Source organism: Iodidimonas sp. MBR-22 (assembly GCF_029946565.1).
Classification (GTDB): domain Bacteria; phylum Pseudomonadota; class Alphaproteobacteria; order Sphingomonadales; family Rhodothalassiaceae; genus Iodidimonas; species Iodidimonas nitroreducens.
In genome coordinates this window covers 109,452-126,343 of sequence record NZ_JARKVQ010000006.1, presented here as the reverse complement: position 1 = coordinate 126,343, position 16,892 = coordinate 109,452, and the positions used below count along the sequence as shown (strand labels likewise).

Sequence of the window (16,892 nt, the reverse complement as noted above, 5' to 3'; positions counted from 1 at the left end):
CCGGCGTGTCAAAACAGCCTCTGACGATCGCCATCATTGGCAGGCCCAATGTTGGGAAATCCACCTTGTTCAATCGCTTGGTGGGCAAAAGGCTTGCTTTGGTCGATGATACACCCGGGGTGACCCGGGATCGGCGCATGGGGGTAGGCAAGCTGGCCGATCTGCGCTTTGATATCATCGATACCGCAGGTCTTGAAGAAGGTGATAGCACCAGCCTTGCAGGCCGGATGCGTCTGCAAACCGAAGCGGCTTTGGGCGGTGCCCATATGGTTTTGTTCATGATCGATGCCCGCGCCGGGATCACGCCCTTGGATCGGCATTTTGCAAGCTGGCTCAGGGTTCAGAAAATTCCGGTGATTTTGGTCGCCAATAAAGCCGAAGGCACGCGCGGCACGGAAGGGGCTTATGAAGCCTATGCCCTTGGTTTGGGCGATCCGGTGGCCTTGTCGGCTGAACATGCTGAAGGTTTGGGCGATCTTTATTCCGCCATCGATGAAACGGCGCGCCTGATCGGTGTCGATCCTCGGGCTATCGAGCAAAAGACCGCATCTGACGCCGATGATGCCGCCGAAGATCTGGTGGAAGGCGATCTGGATTTTGAATTTGAAGATGATGAAGCCGATGATGATGTCATCGCTTTCACCGAAGAACGCCCCTTGCGCTTGGCGGTGATTGGCCGCCCCAATGCCGGCAAATCCACCCTGATCAATTATCTGGTGGGCGAGGAACGCCTGATCACCGGCCCTGAAGCCGGGCTGACCCGGGATTCGATCTCGGTGGATTGGGATTATGGCGATATTCCCGTGCGCCTGTTTGATACGGCGGGTTTGCGGCGGCGGTCGCGGGTGATTGAAAAGCTCGAAAAACTGTCGGTTGCCGATACTTTGCGGGCCGTGCGCTTTGCGGAAATCGTGGTTTTGATGATCGATGCCGAACGCGGCGTTGATAAGCAGGATATCAAGATCGCCTCTTTGGTGGTGGAAGAAGGCCGGGCTTTGGTCATTGCCCTCAATAAATGGGATCAGGTGGAAGACCGTTTGGCCGCTCAAAGGGGGGTGAATGATATTTTGACGCGCTCCTTGCCGCAATTGAAAGGGGTGACCACGGTACCCGTTTCAGCGCTCACCGGCCAGGGGATCGAGCGGCTGATGCCTGCGGTCATCGATGCTTATGAATTGTGGAATTCCCGCATTCGGACTTCGGAATTCAATCGCTGGCTGGCGGCCGTCACGGAATCCCACCCACCGCCTGCGGTTCAGGGGCGGGCCACCCGGATGCGCTATGGGGCGCAGATCAAGGCGCGGCCCCCCACCTTTACCATTTTCACCAATCATCCCGCAGGGGTGCCTGATAGCTATATGCGTTATCTGGAAAATGAGATGCGGCGCGATTTCGGGCTGGCGGGGGTTCCCTTGCGGTTGTATTTGCGGGCGTCGAAAAATCCCTATGTGGATGGACGCCGGACCCAGAAACAAAGATTGACAGAAAAAAACAATCGTCGCGGGAAATAACCGCGTAGGCGCGGCTTTTCTGCTATTTTGAGTGCCCGCGCTATTGGCCGCTGAACCGGGCAGGTCTTTTTTCAATAAAGGCCCGTACCCCTTCGATGAAATCTGCCGTTTGGCCCAGTTTTTTCTGGGTTTCGGCCTCAAGTTCAAGCTGTGTAGGCAGGTCATGATCAGCCGATGCCCGCAAAAGCGCGCGGATGGCGGCATAGGATTGGCTCGGCCCCTGCGCCAATCTGTGGCCAAGCTTTTCGGCCTCATCCAGAAGTTTTTCATCATCATGAACGGCCATCACCAGCCCCCATGACAAAGCATCTTCGGCGGATAGCTTTTCCCCCAGCATCATCAGGCGGGCGGCGCGGGCAGGTCCAATCAGGCGCGGCAAGGCCCAGCTCGAACCGGCATCGGGGGCAAGGCCGATCTGCACAAAAGCCTGCATGAATGTGGCGGACCGGGCCGCCAGAATGAAATCGGCGGTGAGGGCTAGGCTCATGCCCGCCCCGGCTGCCGGGCCATTGACAGCCGCAATGATCGGGATCGGCAAATCATACAAGGCCATGATCAGCGGATGATAAAAGCTGCGCAAGGAGTGGGAGAGATCGGGGGAAGGGGCCTTGTCGACGGCATTTTCGGCTGAATTGGCCAGCAAATCGGCACCTGCGGAAAATCCGCGCCCTGCGCCGGTAATGATCAGGCATCGGGCCGGGCTATCCCCGGCGCTAAGGCTTGTGACCGCCTGATGAAGTTCGCGCAAAAGCAAAGGCGACAAGGCATTGAGGCGATCCGGTCGATTAAGCCGAATGATGGCCAATGAACCATTGATCGTCAGTTCGATGGTTTGAAAATTGAGGGCCTTGAAGGGTTCGGGGCGATGATCGGGCATGATGTGCATTCCTTTCCACGCCAAAACCATAGCCCGGATCAGGGAATGATCAGCTCAGAAAAGCGCCATAGCCCAAAAGCCCTGCCATAAACAAGGGGTAGAAACTCATCCGCGTTTGGGCACGGGCCTTATCCGCGTTTGGGCACGGGACTTATCCGCGTTTGGGCACGGGACTTATCCGCGTTTGGGCACGGGCCTTATCCGCGTTTGGGCACGGGCCGTTGCAAAAATGCCGGAACATGCGCCCCAAGCCCGACAATCTGATGATCGGGCTCATCATCCTGAGCATAATGATGAGACGACCGGCGATGATCGTGATTTTTTGGCGACGATGAACGCCGACGATCTCTATCGGACGAAGCCTGTCTCTCGCTTGCAGATGATTTATCGCGGGCATCTGAGCGCTCAGGCTGGTTTGATGCTTCTTTGGCATGCTGCGTCTTATCTGATGATCGGCTGTCGGCTTGCTTTTTGTCAGATTGTGGTTTGGCAGCTTGGCTGCGGCGCCGCCCGGATCGCTTGGGCTGGCTTTGCTCCGGGGCTTCAGGCTGATCGGCCCGGGCTTTTGGCGCATCCATTCGGGCGTTATCTGCCATGGCAGATGTGTCGGCTGAAGCATCGGACGTTGGTTTTTCCGCAGTCGATGGATCGGGGGCGGCATCGGCAGTTTTTGGTGCGGCTTTGCTGCCCGATCTGCCGCGACCCGAACGCTTGGGTTTTTCGCCCTCAGCCTCATCGGCTAAATCACGAATTTTCACGCTTTCCAGTGGCTTGCGCTCAATCGGGCGGCCGATCAGTTTTTCAATTTCCAAAACGGCCTTGGCATCGGCGGGCACCGCCAAAGTGACCGAAACACCGGCACGGCCAGCGCGCCCGGTGCGGCCAATCCGATGCACATAATCTTCGGAATTATTGGGCACATCATAATTAAACACATGGCTGACACTGGGAATATCAAGCCCCCGTGCCGCCACATCGCTGGCAATCAGAATGCGCACATCGCCGGATTTGAAGCGGGCCAGCGTGTCCATCCGATCAGGCTGGGCCATATCGCCATGCAATTGGCCGACATCGATGCCAGCGCGTTTAAGGCTGGTATAAACGGATTTGACATCCACCTTGCGATTACAAAAAACGATGGCACTGTCGATCTCTTCGGTGGCCACAAGCTCTCGCAGGGCTTTTGATTTTTCACGCGCGCCGACAATGGCGATGCTTTGGCTGACCGTTGCAGCTGTGGAGGCCGGAGGCGCCACTTCGATCAACTTGGGATCATTCAAAAACTGATCGGTCAGGCGCTTGATTTCCTTCGACAAAGTAGCCGAGAAAAACAGGGTTTGATGGGCCTGCGGCATTTTCTGGCAGATCGTTTCAACATCGGGAATGAACCCCATATCAAGCATCCGATCACATTCATCAACGACCAGAATCTGCACCCCATTGAGCATCAGCTTGCCGCGCCCGAAATGATCGAGCAGTCGCCCCGGGGTGGCAATCAGAACATCCACGCCGCGTTCAAGCTTGGCTTCCTGATCGGCGAAAGAAACGCCGCCAATCAGCAGGGCCATCGAAAGCTTGGAATTTTTTCCATATTTCTCGAAGCTTTCAGACACCTGATGGGCCAATTCACGGGTTGGCTCCAAAATCAGGGTGCGCGGCATCCGCGCCTTCGCCCGTCCCTGAGACAGGATATCCAGCATCGGCAGGGTGAAGCCGGCGGTTTTCCCCGTTCCTGTTTGGGCGATGCCGATCACGTCCCTTCCTTGCAGGATTGCAGGAATGGCCTGACGTTGAATGGGGGTTGGCGTATCGTAACCCGCGTCCCGAACCGCACTCAACAGTTCATCGCTTAGTCCGAGATATTCAAAACTCATGGGCGAATGATATTGCCTTGGCTTGGGGAAAAGAAGGATGAACATAAATCGTTCATCTGATCCTGTTCCGGATGAGCGAAATTTTCGCGCCACAATAGGGAAAAACTGCACAAAGTCAATAAAAGGCAGTGCCGATCTCAAACTTTGCCGTTCTTATGCTTATTATGAGCCGCCACGACCCATTGTACCAGAAAAAAGATCAAACGAAATTCATGGCCTGTCTCTTTTTTCGACACCGAAAATGGATGGCCAAAAAGATCATTTTTGGGCAAAATTTCTTGCGCTCGATTTTACCGCAACTTAACCTTTCGCCATCTAGTCTGCGGCAACGCCCTTGTGTTCCAGTCTCGCACAGGATGCGTCTGCGCCTTTGGTTATCAGTGAGGATTTGACCCTTTGAGCACGCCCCCCAGTTTATCCAGATCCGATGTTGCCAAATTATTGGCTGAGCCATCGGCTGAGAATCGTGCCGAAGCGGCGAGAAAAGTTGGCGCTTATTTTTCTTCCGATAGCCTGAAGGGGCCCGAGCGCGAACTGGCCGAGGATATTTTCCGCGCTTTCGTGCTTGATGCCGAGGTGCGGGTGAGAAAAGCCCTTGCCGAAACATTGAAGGATAATCCCGATCTGCCTGCGGATGTGGCGCGCAGCCTTGCCTCTGATGTCAAGGAAGTGGCTTTGCCGATCATTGAATATTCGGCGGTTCTAAAGGATGAGGATCTTTTAAAAATCATCGGCACGGCAGATTCCGAGCGTCAGATCGCTGTTGCAAAACGGGCTGAAGTTTCACCCGATATCGCGGATGCACTGGCGGATTCCGGTCATGAAGATGTGGTCTCCACCCTTGTGGGCAATGAAGGGGCGCAGATCAAGGACACGACTTTTGAACGTGTTTTAAAAACCTATGCGGGCAGCGATGCCGTAAAAACGCCCCTTGCGCATCGCCAGAAGCTGCCTTTGGCCGTTGCCGAAAGGCTGGTGTCGCTGGTCACCGAAAATCTGCGCGATCATCTGGTCACCCATCATGAATTGTCGCCCTCCGTTGCCACCGATCTTTTGCTGGAAAGCCGGGAGCGGGCCACGGTCAGCCTGCTATCGCCCGGCAAGGCGGCTTTGGATGTGCTGGTTCTGGTTGATCAGCTTTATGAGCATGGGCGGCTAACCCCTACCTTGATCATTCGCGCTTTGTGCATGGGCGATACCACCTTTTTTGAAGCGGCTCTGGCCAAAAGGGCGGGGATTTCCGCTGCCAATGCCTGGAAACTGGTGCATGACAAGGGCGATCTGGGCCTGCCCCGCCTTTTTGAAAAAGCAGGGATGCCCAAAGCCCTGCAGCATGTGGGGCGGATCGGTGTATCGATTGCCGATGAAATGAGCCTGACGAGCGGCGATGATCGCAATCTCTTTCGCAAGATCATGATCGAACGGGTTCTGACGCAAATCGATCAGGATCTGGATACTGAAAATCTGGATTATCTGATCGGCAAGCTGGGCCGAAAATCCAACTGATCTTCGATCAGGCTCTCCAACAATTCTGCGGCACTCATCCGGCGCTTGCGCGTGCGCAGGGCAATTGCTAACAATAGCCCTTATCGTGACGCACGAGGCTTCATGGCCTGCTATCCAACGATGTCTCTATGAGCCGTGCCTTTAGCTGCTCTTGTCTCACGCACGAAATCAATTGATCGCTTTAGAAGGGTGCATCGTCTGTGGCTGATACCTCTGACACGTCTTCGCCATCTCGTCCCATATCCAGCATTGCCATCGAAGAGGAAATGAAGGCGTCCTATCTCGATTATGCCATGAGCGTGATCGTGAGCCGGGCGCTTCCCGATGTGCGCGATGGGTTAAAGCCCGTGCACCGCCGCATTCTCTATTCGATGCATGAAAATGGCTATGAATGGAATAAGCCCTATCGCAAATCGGCCCGCATCGTGGGGGATGTGATGGGGAAATACCATCCCCATGGCGATAGCGCGATCTATGATGCTTTGGTGCGGATGGCTCAGGATTTTTCCATGCGCCTGCCTTTGGTGGATGGCCAGGGGAATTTTGGCTCGATGGATGGCGATCCGGCAGCCGCCATGCGCTATACCGAAGCCCGGATGGCGAAGGTGGCCACCGCGCTTTTGACCGATATCGACAAGGATACGGTCAATTTTGCCGATAATTACGATGGCTCTGAATCCGAACCTGTGGTTTTGCCGGCCCGCTTTCCCAATCTTTTGGTGAATGGCGCTGCCGGGATCGCGGTGGGCATGGCCACCAATATTCCCCCCCATAATCTGGGTGAGGTGATCGATGCCACTTTGGCCCTGATCGATGGCGAGGCCAGCACCAATGCCGAATTGATGGCCTATGTGAAGGGGCCTGATTTCCCCACGGGTGGGATCATTCTGGGCCGGGCCGGGATCAGATCGGCCATCGAAACGGGCCGGGGATCGATCATCATCCGTTCGCTCTCGCATTTCGAGGAAGTGCGCGGGCGCGAAGCCATCATCATCACCGAAACGCCCTTTCAGGTGAACAAATCCTCGATGATCGAAAAAATCGCCGAGGCCGTGAAAACCAAGCGGATCGAGGGCATTGCCGATCTGCGCGATGAATCCGATCGCGATGGCGTGCGGGTGGTCATTGAATTGAAGCGCGATGCGGTGGGCGATGTCGTGCTCAATCAGCTTTACCGGTTCACCCCGGTTCAAACCTATTTCGGCATCAATATGCTGGCCCTTAATCATGGGCGGCCCGAGCAGCTTTCTTTGTGCGATGTGCTGAAAGCCTTTATCGCCTTTCGTGAAGAGGTAATTGTCCGTCGCACCAAATTCGAGCTGGGCAAGGCGCGGGATCGGGCGCATCTGGCGGTTGGTCTGGTGGTGGCGGTGACCAATATCGATGAGGTGGTGGCCATCATCCGCAGCGCGCCCAGCCCCGCCGTGGCCCGCGAAACGCTGTTGCAGCGCGATTGGGATGCCGCCGATATTCTGCCCTATCTCGATCTGATCGGCGAGCCACCCATGCCGGGCTCTGAAGGCTCGGTCTATCGGCTGACCGAGGTGCAGGTGAAGGCCATACTGGATTTGCGTCTCCATCGTTTGACGGCATTAGGCCGCGATGAAATTGGCAAGGAACTGGATGAACTGGCGGAAAAAATCCGCGGATTTCTTGAAATTCTGCGCTCGCGTGTTCGTTTATATGAGGTTTTGCGTTCCGAACTGGTGGCCGTGCGCGAAGAATTTGCCACGCCTCGGCGTACCGAAATCAGCATGCTGGAAGCCAGCGGTGTTGATGAAGAAGATCTGATCGCCAATGAAGAGATGGTCGTTACCGTTACCCATGGCGGCTATATCAAACGCGTGCCGCTTGATAGCTATCGTGAGCAGCGCCGTGGTGGCAAGGGCCGTTCGGCCATGGCCACCCGCGAAGAAGATGTGCTGACCACGGTTTTTGTTGCCAATACGCATCAGCCGATGCTGTTCTTCTCCAATTATGGGCAGGTTTATAAGCTTAAGGTTTGGCGCTTGCCCCTTGGCACGCCGCAAAGCCGGGGCAAGGCTCTGATCAATCTGCTGCCGCTGACGGACGGCGAGATCATCACCAATCTCATGGCGCTTCCTGAAGATGAGGAAAGCTGGAGCGAATTGAACGTGATTTTCGCCACCCGCAGCGGGAATGTGCGCCGCAATCTGCTGTCGGATTTCACCAATGTTCCCTCGAATGGTAAAATCGCCATCCGATTTGAAGAAGGGGCCGATGATCGTCTGATCGGGGTGCGTGTGGCCCGCGAGGAAGATGATGTGCTGCTGGCGGCCCATTCCGGCAAATGCATTCGGTTCCCGGTGCGCGATGTTCGGGTTTTCAAGGGCAGAACGGCCACCGGGGTGCGCGGCATGCGGCTGGCATCGGGGGATCAGGTGATTGGCATGTCCATTTTGAATGGGCAGGATGCCACGGCTGATGAGCGGGAGTCTTATCTGAAGGCGGCCGCATGGAAGAACAATGAAGCCGTGAATAACGATGAAAAGGCTTTGGGTGATCTTTCGCCTGAACAAATGGAGAGGATGGCCGAACGCGAGCAATTCATCCTCACCATCACCGAAAATGGTTATGGCAAGCGCACCAGTTCTTATGAATATCGCACCACGGGCCGGGGCGGGCAGGGGATCGTGAATATCGTGACCAGTGATCGCAATGGTGCGGTCGTCGCCTCTGGTCCGGTTACCACCAGCGAACAATTGATGTTGCTGACCAATGCCGGCAAAATCATTCGGATCGGGATTCAGGATATCCGCATCGCGGGCCGCAATACCCAGGGCGTGACTTTGTTCCGTATTGATCCTGAAGAAAAAGTGGTGAGTGTGGCCAAGGTGCCCGAACCCGGTGAAGAAGCAGAAGATCAGCGAGACGAGGATCTGGAATCGCCACAGGCGGCTCAGGATGCCGAAATCGAGGTCGATGGCGATCAGGAGCCATTGGATGATCCCGAGACCGATCTTAATGGGGATGATGATTAGGATCATGACCCATTAGGTACGCCCTCAAGATTTGAATTTGCGCATGGCGCGTTTTCAGTCTTGTTGGTGACAGCACGCTTTATCATTGGATCGGGATCAGACAGTGTTCGGGTCGATCCCTATCCGCTTCATTCTTTCGCGCCAACGCCTTTGTGCGAGCGCTTGCATGTCTTCGACGCTATCAAGTTCATCGGTAATTTCCAAACCGATCAGGGTTTCGATCACATCCTCGATCGTCACCAGCCCTTGCGTTGCCCCATATTCATCGACGACAAGGGCGATGTGGCTCTTGTCATGCATCAGACGGTCGAAGGCAACGGATGCTGAAAGCAGATCGGGAATGATCAAAAAGGGTCGGCCAAACTCGGACAATTTTCTGTCGAACTGGTCCTTGGCCTGTGCGATCAGCAGATCGGATTTTAGAACATATTCCGTTATGTCATCATTCCCTGCCGCATAGAGCGGAATGCGGGAAAAGGGCTTGTCGGAATGTTGTGAGAAGAAGGCCTGCACGGTCATATCTGCCGCTACTGTGAACATAACGGGGCGCGGCATCATGATATGACGCACGGATAAGTGATGCAGCCGCATCAGATTGCGGACGATTGTTGATTCCTTGTCTTCAAGAAGACCTTCGCTGACCCCGATTTCGGCCATTGCTTCCATTTCTTCACGGCTGAAGGTAAAGGCGCTGGCACCGGATGGCGATAAAAGACGGGTCAGTTTTTGCGACATCCAGACAAAGGGAAAAAGCAGCTTCACAAGACCGTCGATCAGAATGGCGAAGGTTGGCGCAAGCTGTTGCCAGTAATTGGCACCGATGGTTTTGGGGATGATTTCTGAAATCACCAGAATGAGCAGGGTGAGAATAGCTGATGTAATGCCAACCGAGTTGCTCCCAAAAACAATAATCGCCTGCGCCCCAACACCGGCTGCTCCTACGGTATGGGCAATCGTATTCGCCGTCAGGATGGCAGCGAGAGGCCGATCCAGATTATTGCGCAGTTTTTTTAAAGTTTTCGCTCCGCTACGCCCTTGCCGATCAAGGGTGGCCACATAGGCAGGTCGGACCGAAAGCAGTACGGCTTCTGAAATGGAGCAAAAAAACGAGACACAAAGAGCGAGTAGCAAATAGATGAGAAGCAACGTCATGTAATATAAGCCTTTTAAAGGGGCCAAATTGTCGGAATTTTCCTTCTGCCATGGGCAATTTTGGTTCAGAAGCCGCCGTCATCATGTTTTTCAGGGTATCCCGATGCGAAGGAATCGCCCAATAAAAAAGGGATGATTCCATGCCCGGGCGCATCATTGCGTGGGGTTGAGGCCCGAAAGCTTGAGGATCAATCCACCCAGCATTCGATAAGCTTCGGCACCGGGGGCGTTTTTTCTCCATAAAAGGCCGATTTCTCTGGAGATCGGCATATCGGTGATCTGGCGAACGATGATCGCCGGGTCGCCGAGCATTTCCGATTGCACATAGAAATGCGGAAAAAATGACAGGCCCATACCCATGCCAACCATCTGGCGCAAGGTATCAAGGCTGGTCCCTTCATAATCAGTCAAAAGATGTGCCTTAAGGCGCCGACATAATCGCTCGACCTGATCATGAAAGCGATGGCTGGGGCCAAGGGCCAGAATGGCGCTGCCCTTGAGATCGGCGGCATAAAGGGTTTCTTTCAAGGCCAGGGGGTGATCTCGTGCAAGCCCGATCAGTAAAGGCTCGTGAAACAGGCTTTCAATCTCGAATCGATGAGAATCGCCGTCAAGGGAATTGAGTAAAAGATCATAGCGCCCTTCCATCAATTCCTGTTCCAGAGCGGCAGGCACATCTTCGCGCACATAAAGCTTCATCTTTGGCCAGCGGCGATGCAATTCCGGCACCAAACGCGGCAGCAGATAGGGCCCTAAGCTGGTGGGCACCCCGATGCGGATCGTTCCCGCAAAGATATTTGGCATTGATTTGGCGGCGCTGCAAAAATCTGAAAGATCAATGAGAAGCTGACGCGCCCGGGGCAAAAGTGCCACCCCATCGGCGGAGAGGCGAACGCCAAAGCGGCCCCGCTCGAATAATCGCGTGCCCAAACGATCTTCGAGATCGGCGATCTGGCCGCTTAAAGTGGGCTGGGTGACGTGCAAGCGCGCTGCGGCTTCCCTGAAGGCGCTGCATTCCGACAAGACAACAAAATATTCAATCTGGCGAAGGGTAGGGCGATGCATTGCTTATTTCCATAGGTATATACCTATTAATATCATAGAAAATATTGATTTGAACAATCAAAAAAGGCGCACCATCTGCTTGATCTGAATCAACGGGAAGGTGAAGAGATGGCCAATCATGCGACGGATGATACTGCCGAAATCAGACTTATCTGGCGCTGGATGATCTGGGTGCTTGGCCCTGAGCGTCGTTTTTATTATGCCGCGATCATCCTCGGCACCGCGATCAGCCTTTTGACTCTTGCCATTCCGATTTCAGTGCAGATGCTTGTTGATAGCGTTGCCAATACGGCGCTTATCCAGCCTGTCGTGGTTTTATCGCTCAGCCTCTTTGGCCTCCTGTCCATCTCCGGCGGGCTATGGGCGGCGCGGGCTTATCTGATGGAAATTTTTTCCCGTCGTATCCATGCCCGTTTGTCATCGGAAATGGCCATGACGGCCATTCATGCCCGCACAGATTGGTTCGAGGAAGCCCGCCGCAGCGATCTTTATGATCGCTATTTCGATATCATGGTCCTGCAAAAAACAGTGCCGGAAATTCTGATCGGTGGTTTTTCCATCGTCTTTCAGGCTGGAATCGGCTTTGTGGTGGTCTCATTTTACCATCCGATGTTCTTTGCCCTGATCCTTGGTTACAGCTTTATCATTTGGCTTATCTGGATCATCTGGGGCAAAAGGGGAACATTAGGGCAGGTTCAGGTGAGCCATGCCAAATATCGCATGGCTCATTGGCTAAACTCTCTGGCCGCGACCAACGGATTTTACAAACGCCGCAGCCATGTGGATCACGCCCTTTTGTGCACGGAAAGACTGGGGGCAGAGTATCTGCGCGCTCAGGAACAGCAATATGCGGCGAGTTTTGCCCAAACCATCAGCCTGCTGGCGCTTTATGCTTTGGCGAGCGCGGCCCTTTTAGGCATTGGCGGCTGGCTGGTGATCGAAAATCAGCTTACTTTGGGGCAACTTGTTGCGGCTGAGCTTATTTTATCTGCGGCGTTTTTCGGCTTTTCTCAATTCAGTGTTTATCTTGATAAGTTCTATCTGCTCGCCGCTTCAATCGAGGAATTATCGCAGGTTTTCAGCGCCCCTCTGGAGCCCAATAAGGGCACAAGAACCATCGAAGACCGTGTTCCGGATCTGGAATTTGCCGCTGTGGAAGTAAATTTCGGGGGCGAGAGCACGGCGTTCAACTTCAAGATAGCGGCAGGCACCAAGGTCGTTGCCCATAAGGCCGATAGCCGCTTTCAGCGCCTATTCACCAATCTTCTGAAACGCCATATAGACCCCGAACGCGGCCATATCCTGCTCGCCGGAGAGGATATCCGGCAGTTCGAGATCATGGCCCTGCGGCATCAAATCGTTGTTCTGGATCGCCCGACGATCATTTCCTGCACCATTGCCGAATATCTCCAACTGGCAAGGCCTTCGGCACGCTATGAAGAGATTGAGGCGGCTTTGCAGATCGTCGGATTGTCTCATGTTATCGCTTCATTGGATGAACAATTTGATACCGAGCTCTTTTCGAATGGCTGGCCGCTATCCGTAGCTGAAGCCTTGCAACTCAAATTGGCCGCCGCCTTGCTCGCGCAGCCAAAAATCCTGGTGATCGGTGAAATCTACGACATGCTGTCGCCTGAATTGACCAGTGCGCTCCACGCTTATTTAGCCAGCCTATCTCAAACCACCGTAATCTTGTTCAGCAATCACCATCAACCGGCGGGCTTTTCTCCATTTTTAAAGAGTGATGATGTGCCATCCGCCAATGACCATGAGGAGCAGTCGCAATGATGCATTCTGAACGCTTTCCTCAATCTGATTGGGATATTTTCAAATCCCTCAAGTCCCTTCAGCCCCCTCGGCCCATAAGATTGCTCATCTGGCTGATCCTGAGCTTTCTCGTGCTTGCCATTCTGTTCATGTGGTTGACCCCATGGGTGCAAACCGCTGCGGGGAGCGGTGTGGTGACGACCCTTGATCCGCGCGATCGCCTGCAAACGGTGACTGCTATGGTCTCGGGGCGTGTCGAGACATGGTTTGTTCGGGAAGGTCAGGAGGTCAAAGCCGGTGATCCAATCGTTCGTTTGATCGATAACGATCCTCGGCTGATCGAACGGATCGAAAGCGAACGCGCCGCAACCGAGCGCCAATTGGAAGCAGCACAGCGGGCACGGGAAACGGCCCGCATCGATTATGAGAGAAAACAGCGGCTGGAATCCGAGGGGCTGAGTTCACGGCTCGATCTTGAAACGGCGCGGATCAAATATGAGGAAATGAAGGCCCGTGAAGCATCCGCTGCGGCGGCGCTCAATCGCATTGAGGTTACGCAATCACGCCTGCAAAGCCAAACCGTTGTGGCGCCGCGCGATGGTGTCGTGCTCACCCTCAATGCCGGAGATAATGCGACAATGGTGAAAGAGGGGCAGGCGCTTGCCACCTTTCTCCCTTTGAATGTTGAGCGCGTGGTTGAGCTTTATGTGGATGGGCGGGATGCGCCTTTGGTTCGCCCCGGCCATAAAGCCCGTCTGATGTTTGAAGGGTGGCCGACCCTGCAATTCAGCGGCTGGCCTTCGGTTGCGGTTGGAACCTTTGGCGGGATCGTGCAATTCATTGATCCGGTGGCTTCGCGCAATGGCCGTTTTCGCGTGCTGATCATTGAGGATAAAAATGACTATCCCTGGCCGGACGAACATTTCATCAGGCTGGGTGCCGGAGCCCGGGGCACGGTTTTGCTCAATGAAGTCTCGGTTGGTTATGAAATCTGGCGCCGGTTGAATAATTTTCCGCCGCACATGCCCACCGGATTATTGGGTGAAGCCCCATGATGAGGATCGCATGCGCTCTTTTTCAAAGGCTGACCTCAGCAGCTATAGTCCTTAGTTTCAGCCTCTTGCTCATGGTTTATATTGGTTCAGCCCGGGCCAATGAACTGACCTTGGAAGAGGTTTTGGAAAGCGCGCGCCAGCATTTTCCGCAAGTGGCGGCAGCCATGGCCGCGCGGGATGCACGGCGTGGGGATTATCTGGCAGCCCAAGGGGCTTTTGATGCCCAGGCCACTCAAAGCACACGCCAGCGCCTTTCGGGATTTTGGGATGGCAAGACTTTTGAATCTTCGGTGACAAAGCCATTGGAGAATTTTGGCGGTCAGGTTTATGGCGGCTACCGGATTTCCGATGGAGAATTCCCGATCTATGAAGACATCATGTTCACCAACAGCTTTGGTGAATTGAAGGCGGGGGTCTCGCTTTCGCTTTTGCGTGATAGGGAAATCGATGCCCGACGGGTGAAGCGTCTGAATAGCGCCATCGATATTCGTGCCGCCGATCTTGATCTGCTGGCAACCCGGCTTGTGGTGCAGGAAGCCGCCATGCGGGCTTTCTATTCCTGGCAGGCCACAGGGCGGCAAATGGATATTTATCGAACCTTGCTGGCCTTGGCCAAAGATCGGGATCAGGCTTTGTCGAGACGGGTGGCGCAAGGGGATGCCCCCGAAATTCTGATGGTTGAAAATCGTCAGATTCTCATTCGCCGGGAAATCCTGCTTGCCGAAGCTGAACAGCGCTTTCGGGATGCAGGCACGATGCTCTCCCTTTATCTGCGTGATGATGCGCGTCAGCCGGTGCGCGTCGGGGCCGAGCGCCTGGGTGCCGCTCTCCCCGAGCCACAGATCTATCATGCCGATACTCTTCTTGCCGAAGCCCTTCAGGGATTGGAAGCGCGCCCTGAATTGCGATTGATTGATGCCCGGCTTCAAGCGGGCATGAATGATCTCAAACTGGCCCAGAATATCTTGAAGCCCCGCCTTGATGTTGATTTCGAGGTTTCGCGGGATTTCGGCGATGGCAGCATCACCCGTGAGGGCACGGATGTGATTTTGGGATTGAAGCTGGTCATCCCCTTGCAAACGCGATTGGGCGAGGGGCAAAGGGCACGGGCCAGAGCCGAAATCGCCCGCATGCGCCATGAGCGGCAAATGCAGCAGGATCGGCTGGAGGTTGAACTGCGAATGATCGCAACGGCGCTCTCGACGTCGTCTCGGCTGGTGGAGCTTGCCGAGGGCGAACTGGCTCAGGCCCGGTTGATGGTAACGGCCGAGCAGACCCGTTTTGAAAATGGCGAGAGCGACTTTTTTCTTCTGAATATTCGTGAGGAACGCGTGGCGGATGCTAAAGTGCGGGCAATTGATGCGCGTTTGCGCTATGCGGTGGCCGAGGCTGATCTTTTTGCTGCAACCTTGGCGCTTGGTGCCCTGGGTTTGGAGGACATCGATCTTCAGGGATGAGGGGCAGGCCTCTCCCTTATTAGCAAGCAGTGTTTTGGCTATCTCTTTAGCTATTTGGGGCCAATGGCAAGGATATGGTCACGATCGTTCCTTCGCCCGGATTGCTTTCAACGACAATGGAGCCATCATTATTTTCGATCATCTGCCGGGCATGGGGCAGACCCAAACCGGTGCCCTGATAGCCCCTGATGAGGGGGTTTTCGGTTTGTGAAAATGGCTCCATGATGGAATGGATTTTATCCGGGGCAATACCGATCCCCTGATCAATGATTTGCAGAATATAATGCTGTTGTGCCGGCCTGCCGGAAATCATAACTGGGGCTGACTGGGGTGAAAATTTAATGGCATTCGAGAGCAGATTGGCCAAGGCCTTGATCAGCATTTCCTTGTCAATCAGAACCTGGCTTTGGGGCTCTGCCAGATCGGCTTCAATCTCGATGGATTTTGCTTTTGCCTCTTCGGCATGGGCGGTCATGGCGGCATCGATCAGATCCTGCACATTTACAAAATTCCGATCTGCTTGGGTTTTCAGGTTTTTCGCGCCTTCATTCGTAAGGGTGAGAATGGTGTTCACCATCTCAAGCAAATTATGGCCTGCCGTACCGATATGATCGGCATATTCGTGGATAATAGCTGTGCTATCTTCAGATTTGTTTTTCGTTTTCAATAATTCTGTAAAGCCCAGGATGGCATTCAAGGGCGTGCGGAGCTCATGGCTCATATGGGCAAGGAAATTTGATTTGGCTGCGCTTGAAAGCTCCACATCGCGCAGAGCATTTTTCAGGGCCCGTTCAATCTCCTTGCGTTGTTCGATTTCCGCAATCAAGGCCTTATTGCTCTCGGCCAGATCCCGCGTGTGATCTTCAACACGTTTTTCGAGCAATGCCATCGCTGCAGCAGTGGCCGCCTGCTGATCTTTCAAACGGTTTGATTCCGCGAGATGGGCCCGTTCCTCTGCATCATGTCGCGCTTTTTCGACCTGCTCGCGGTTTTCCAAAACATTACGAAAAACCTCCAAAGCGCGGGCCATATCACCGATTTCATCCTGTCGATGTTGCTCGGGGATTTTTTTCTTCGTATCGCCTTCGATCAGGATCGCCATATATGATCGCAAGCGATAAAGGGGCCGCGTGATCGAGCTATTGAGGATGAAGCCTGCAAATGCCATGATCGTGCCGCCCAAGATGATGGCCAAAAGCACCTGCCTTTGAACATCGCGCTCTTTTTCTTTAGCTCTTTTCAGCAGATTTTGCGACATACCCCGGGCAAAAGTGTGAATGGCATCGACTTTTTGGGCCAGCAAAAGAATTGATTGCTCAACCCGCCCATTGAGAATATCGCGGCTAAGCTCTTCGTTTCCGGCCATAGCGGCATCAACAACACTTTGATTATTCTGCCGAAGATTTTCAAAAATCCGGCTGACGGCAGAACTGTCTTCTTGCGGCCCAAGATAGCGATCCTGGATGATCGCGATATTGTCCGACATTCGGCTCTCGGCTTGGCGCAGGGATCGAATTTTGGTTTGCCGCATCGCCTCTGTTTCAGCATCCGTGATACCGATCAGACATAGCCTGGTTTCGCTGATATCTGTGCGCAGGGCGGCAGTGGCATTGCTCACTAAAAAGG

12 protein-coding genes are annotated in these 16,892 nt (G+C 54.3%); 7 read left to right on the top strand and 5 right to left on the bottom strand.

Annotated elements, in window-relative coordinates:
• Positions 1-5 precede the first annotated feature (5 nt).
• Positions 6-1,511: a ribosome biogenesis GTPase Der gene (gene der, locus QK300_RS06545; protein WP_281300846.1), complete on the top strand. Its 1,506-nt coding sequence runs from the start codon at positions 6-8 to the stop codon at positions 1,509-1,511.
• A 40-nt stretch (positions 1,512-1,551) separates the two neighbouring features.
• Here der and QK300_RS06540 read toward each other — a convergent pair whose 3' ends face one another.
• A complete protein-coding gene (locus tag QK300_RS06540) occupies positions 1,552-2,388 on the bottom strand; it encodes an enoyl-CoA hydratase-related protein (RefSeq protein WP_281300847.1) in 837 nt (278 codons plus the stop codon).
• Positions 2,389-2,585: 197 nt separating this feature from the next.
• Positions 2,586-4,262: a DEAD/DEAH box helicase gene (locus tag QK300_RS06535; protein ID WP_281300848.1), complete on the bottom strand. Its 1,677-nt coding sequence runs from the start codon at positions 4,260-4,262 to the stop codon at positions 2,586-2,588.
• 37 nt (positions 4,263-4,299) lie between these two features.
• Here QK300_RS06535 and QK300_RS06530 point away from each other — a divergent pair, with 37 nt between their 5' ends.
• The 3 genes from QK300_RS06530 (at position 4,300) to gyrA (ending at position 8,770) form a co-directional block, all read left to right on the top strand.
• Positions 4,300-4,566 (top strand): hypothetical protein, encoded by a 267-nt coding sequence (locus tag QK300_RS06530; RefSeq protein WP_281300849.1) that lies wholly within the window; start codon positions 4,300-4,302, stop codon positions 4,564-4,566.
• 92 nt (positions 4,567-4,658) lie between these two features.
• The gene (locus tag QK300_RS06525) at positions 4,659-5,768 is read left to right on the top strand and encodes a DUF2336 domain-containing protein (RefSeq protein WP_281300850.1); all 1,110 of its coding nucleotides are present in this window, start codon (positions 4,659-4,661) and stop codon (positions 5,766-5,768) included.
• A gap of 200 nt (positions 5,769-5,968) precedes the next feature.
• Positions 5,969-8,770 carry a DNA gyrase subunit A gene (gyrA, locus tag QK300_RS06520; protein WP_281300851.1) on the top strand — a complete coding sequence of 934 codons (2,802 nt, stop codon included), beginning with the start codon at positions 5,969-5,971 and terminating at the stop codon, positions 8,768-8,770.
• Between the two features lie 96 nt (positions 8,771-8,866).
• Here the strand turns inward: gyrA and QK300_RS06515 are convergent, their stop codons facing one another.
• Complete coding sequence (locus QK300_RS06515) at positions 8,867-9,922, bottom strand: hemolysin family protein (protein ID WP_281300852.1); 1,056 nt, start codon at positions 9,920-9,922, stop codon at positions 8,867-8,869.
• Positions 9,923-10,075: 153 nt separating this feature from the next.
• On the bottom strand, positions 10,076-10,987 hold the full coding sequence (locus QK300_RS06510) for a hydrogen peroxide-inducible genes activator (protein ID WP_281300853.1): 912 nt from the start codon (positions 10,985-10,987) through the stop codon (positions 10,076-10,078).
• Positions 10,988-11,095: 108 nt separating this feature from the next.
• Between QK300_RS06510 and QK300_RS06505 the strand changes: the two genes are divergently transcribed.
• The 3 genes from QK300_RS06505 to QK300_RS06495 all read left to right on the top strand — a co-directional run bounded on the left by QK300_RS06505 (position 11,096) and on the right by QK300_RS06495 (position 15,266).
• Entirely contained in the window at positions 11,096-12,775 is a 1,680-nt protein-coding gene (locus QK300_RS06505) for an ABC transporter transmembrane domain-containing protein (RefSeq protein ID WP_281300854.1), read from the top strand.
• Positions 12,772-13,809, top strand: coding sequence for an HlyD family efflux transporter periplasmic adaptor subunit (locus QK300_RS06500; RefSeq protein WP_281300855.1), 1,038 nt, complete (start codon positions 12,772-12,774; stop codon positions 13,807-13,809). Before QK300_RS06505 ends, QK300_RS06500 begins: the two co-directional genes overlap by 4 nt.
• A 71-nt stretch (positions 13,810-13,880) precedes the next feature.
• Positions 13,881-15,266: a TolC family protein gene (locus tag QK300_RS06495; RefSeq protein ID WP_281300856.1), complete on the top strand. Its 1,386-nt coding sequence runs from the start codon at positions 13,881-13,883 to the stop codon at positions 15,264-15,266.
• A gap of 46 nt (positions 15,267-15,312) precedes the next feature.
• Here QK300_RS06495 and QK300_RS06490 read toward each other — a convergent pair whose 3' ends face one another.
• Positions 15,313-16,752, bottom strand: coding sequence for an ATP-binding protein (locus QK300_RS06490; RefSeq protein ID WP_281300857.1), 1,440 nt, complete (start codon positions 16,750-16,752; stop codon positions 15,313-15,315).
• Positions 16,753-16,892: the final 140 nt, after the last annotated feature.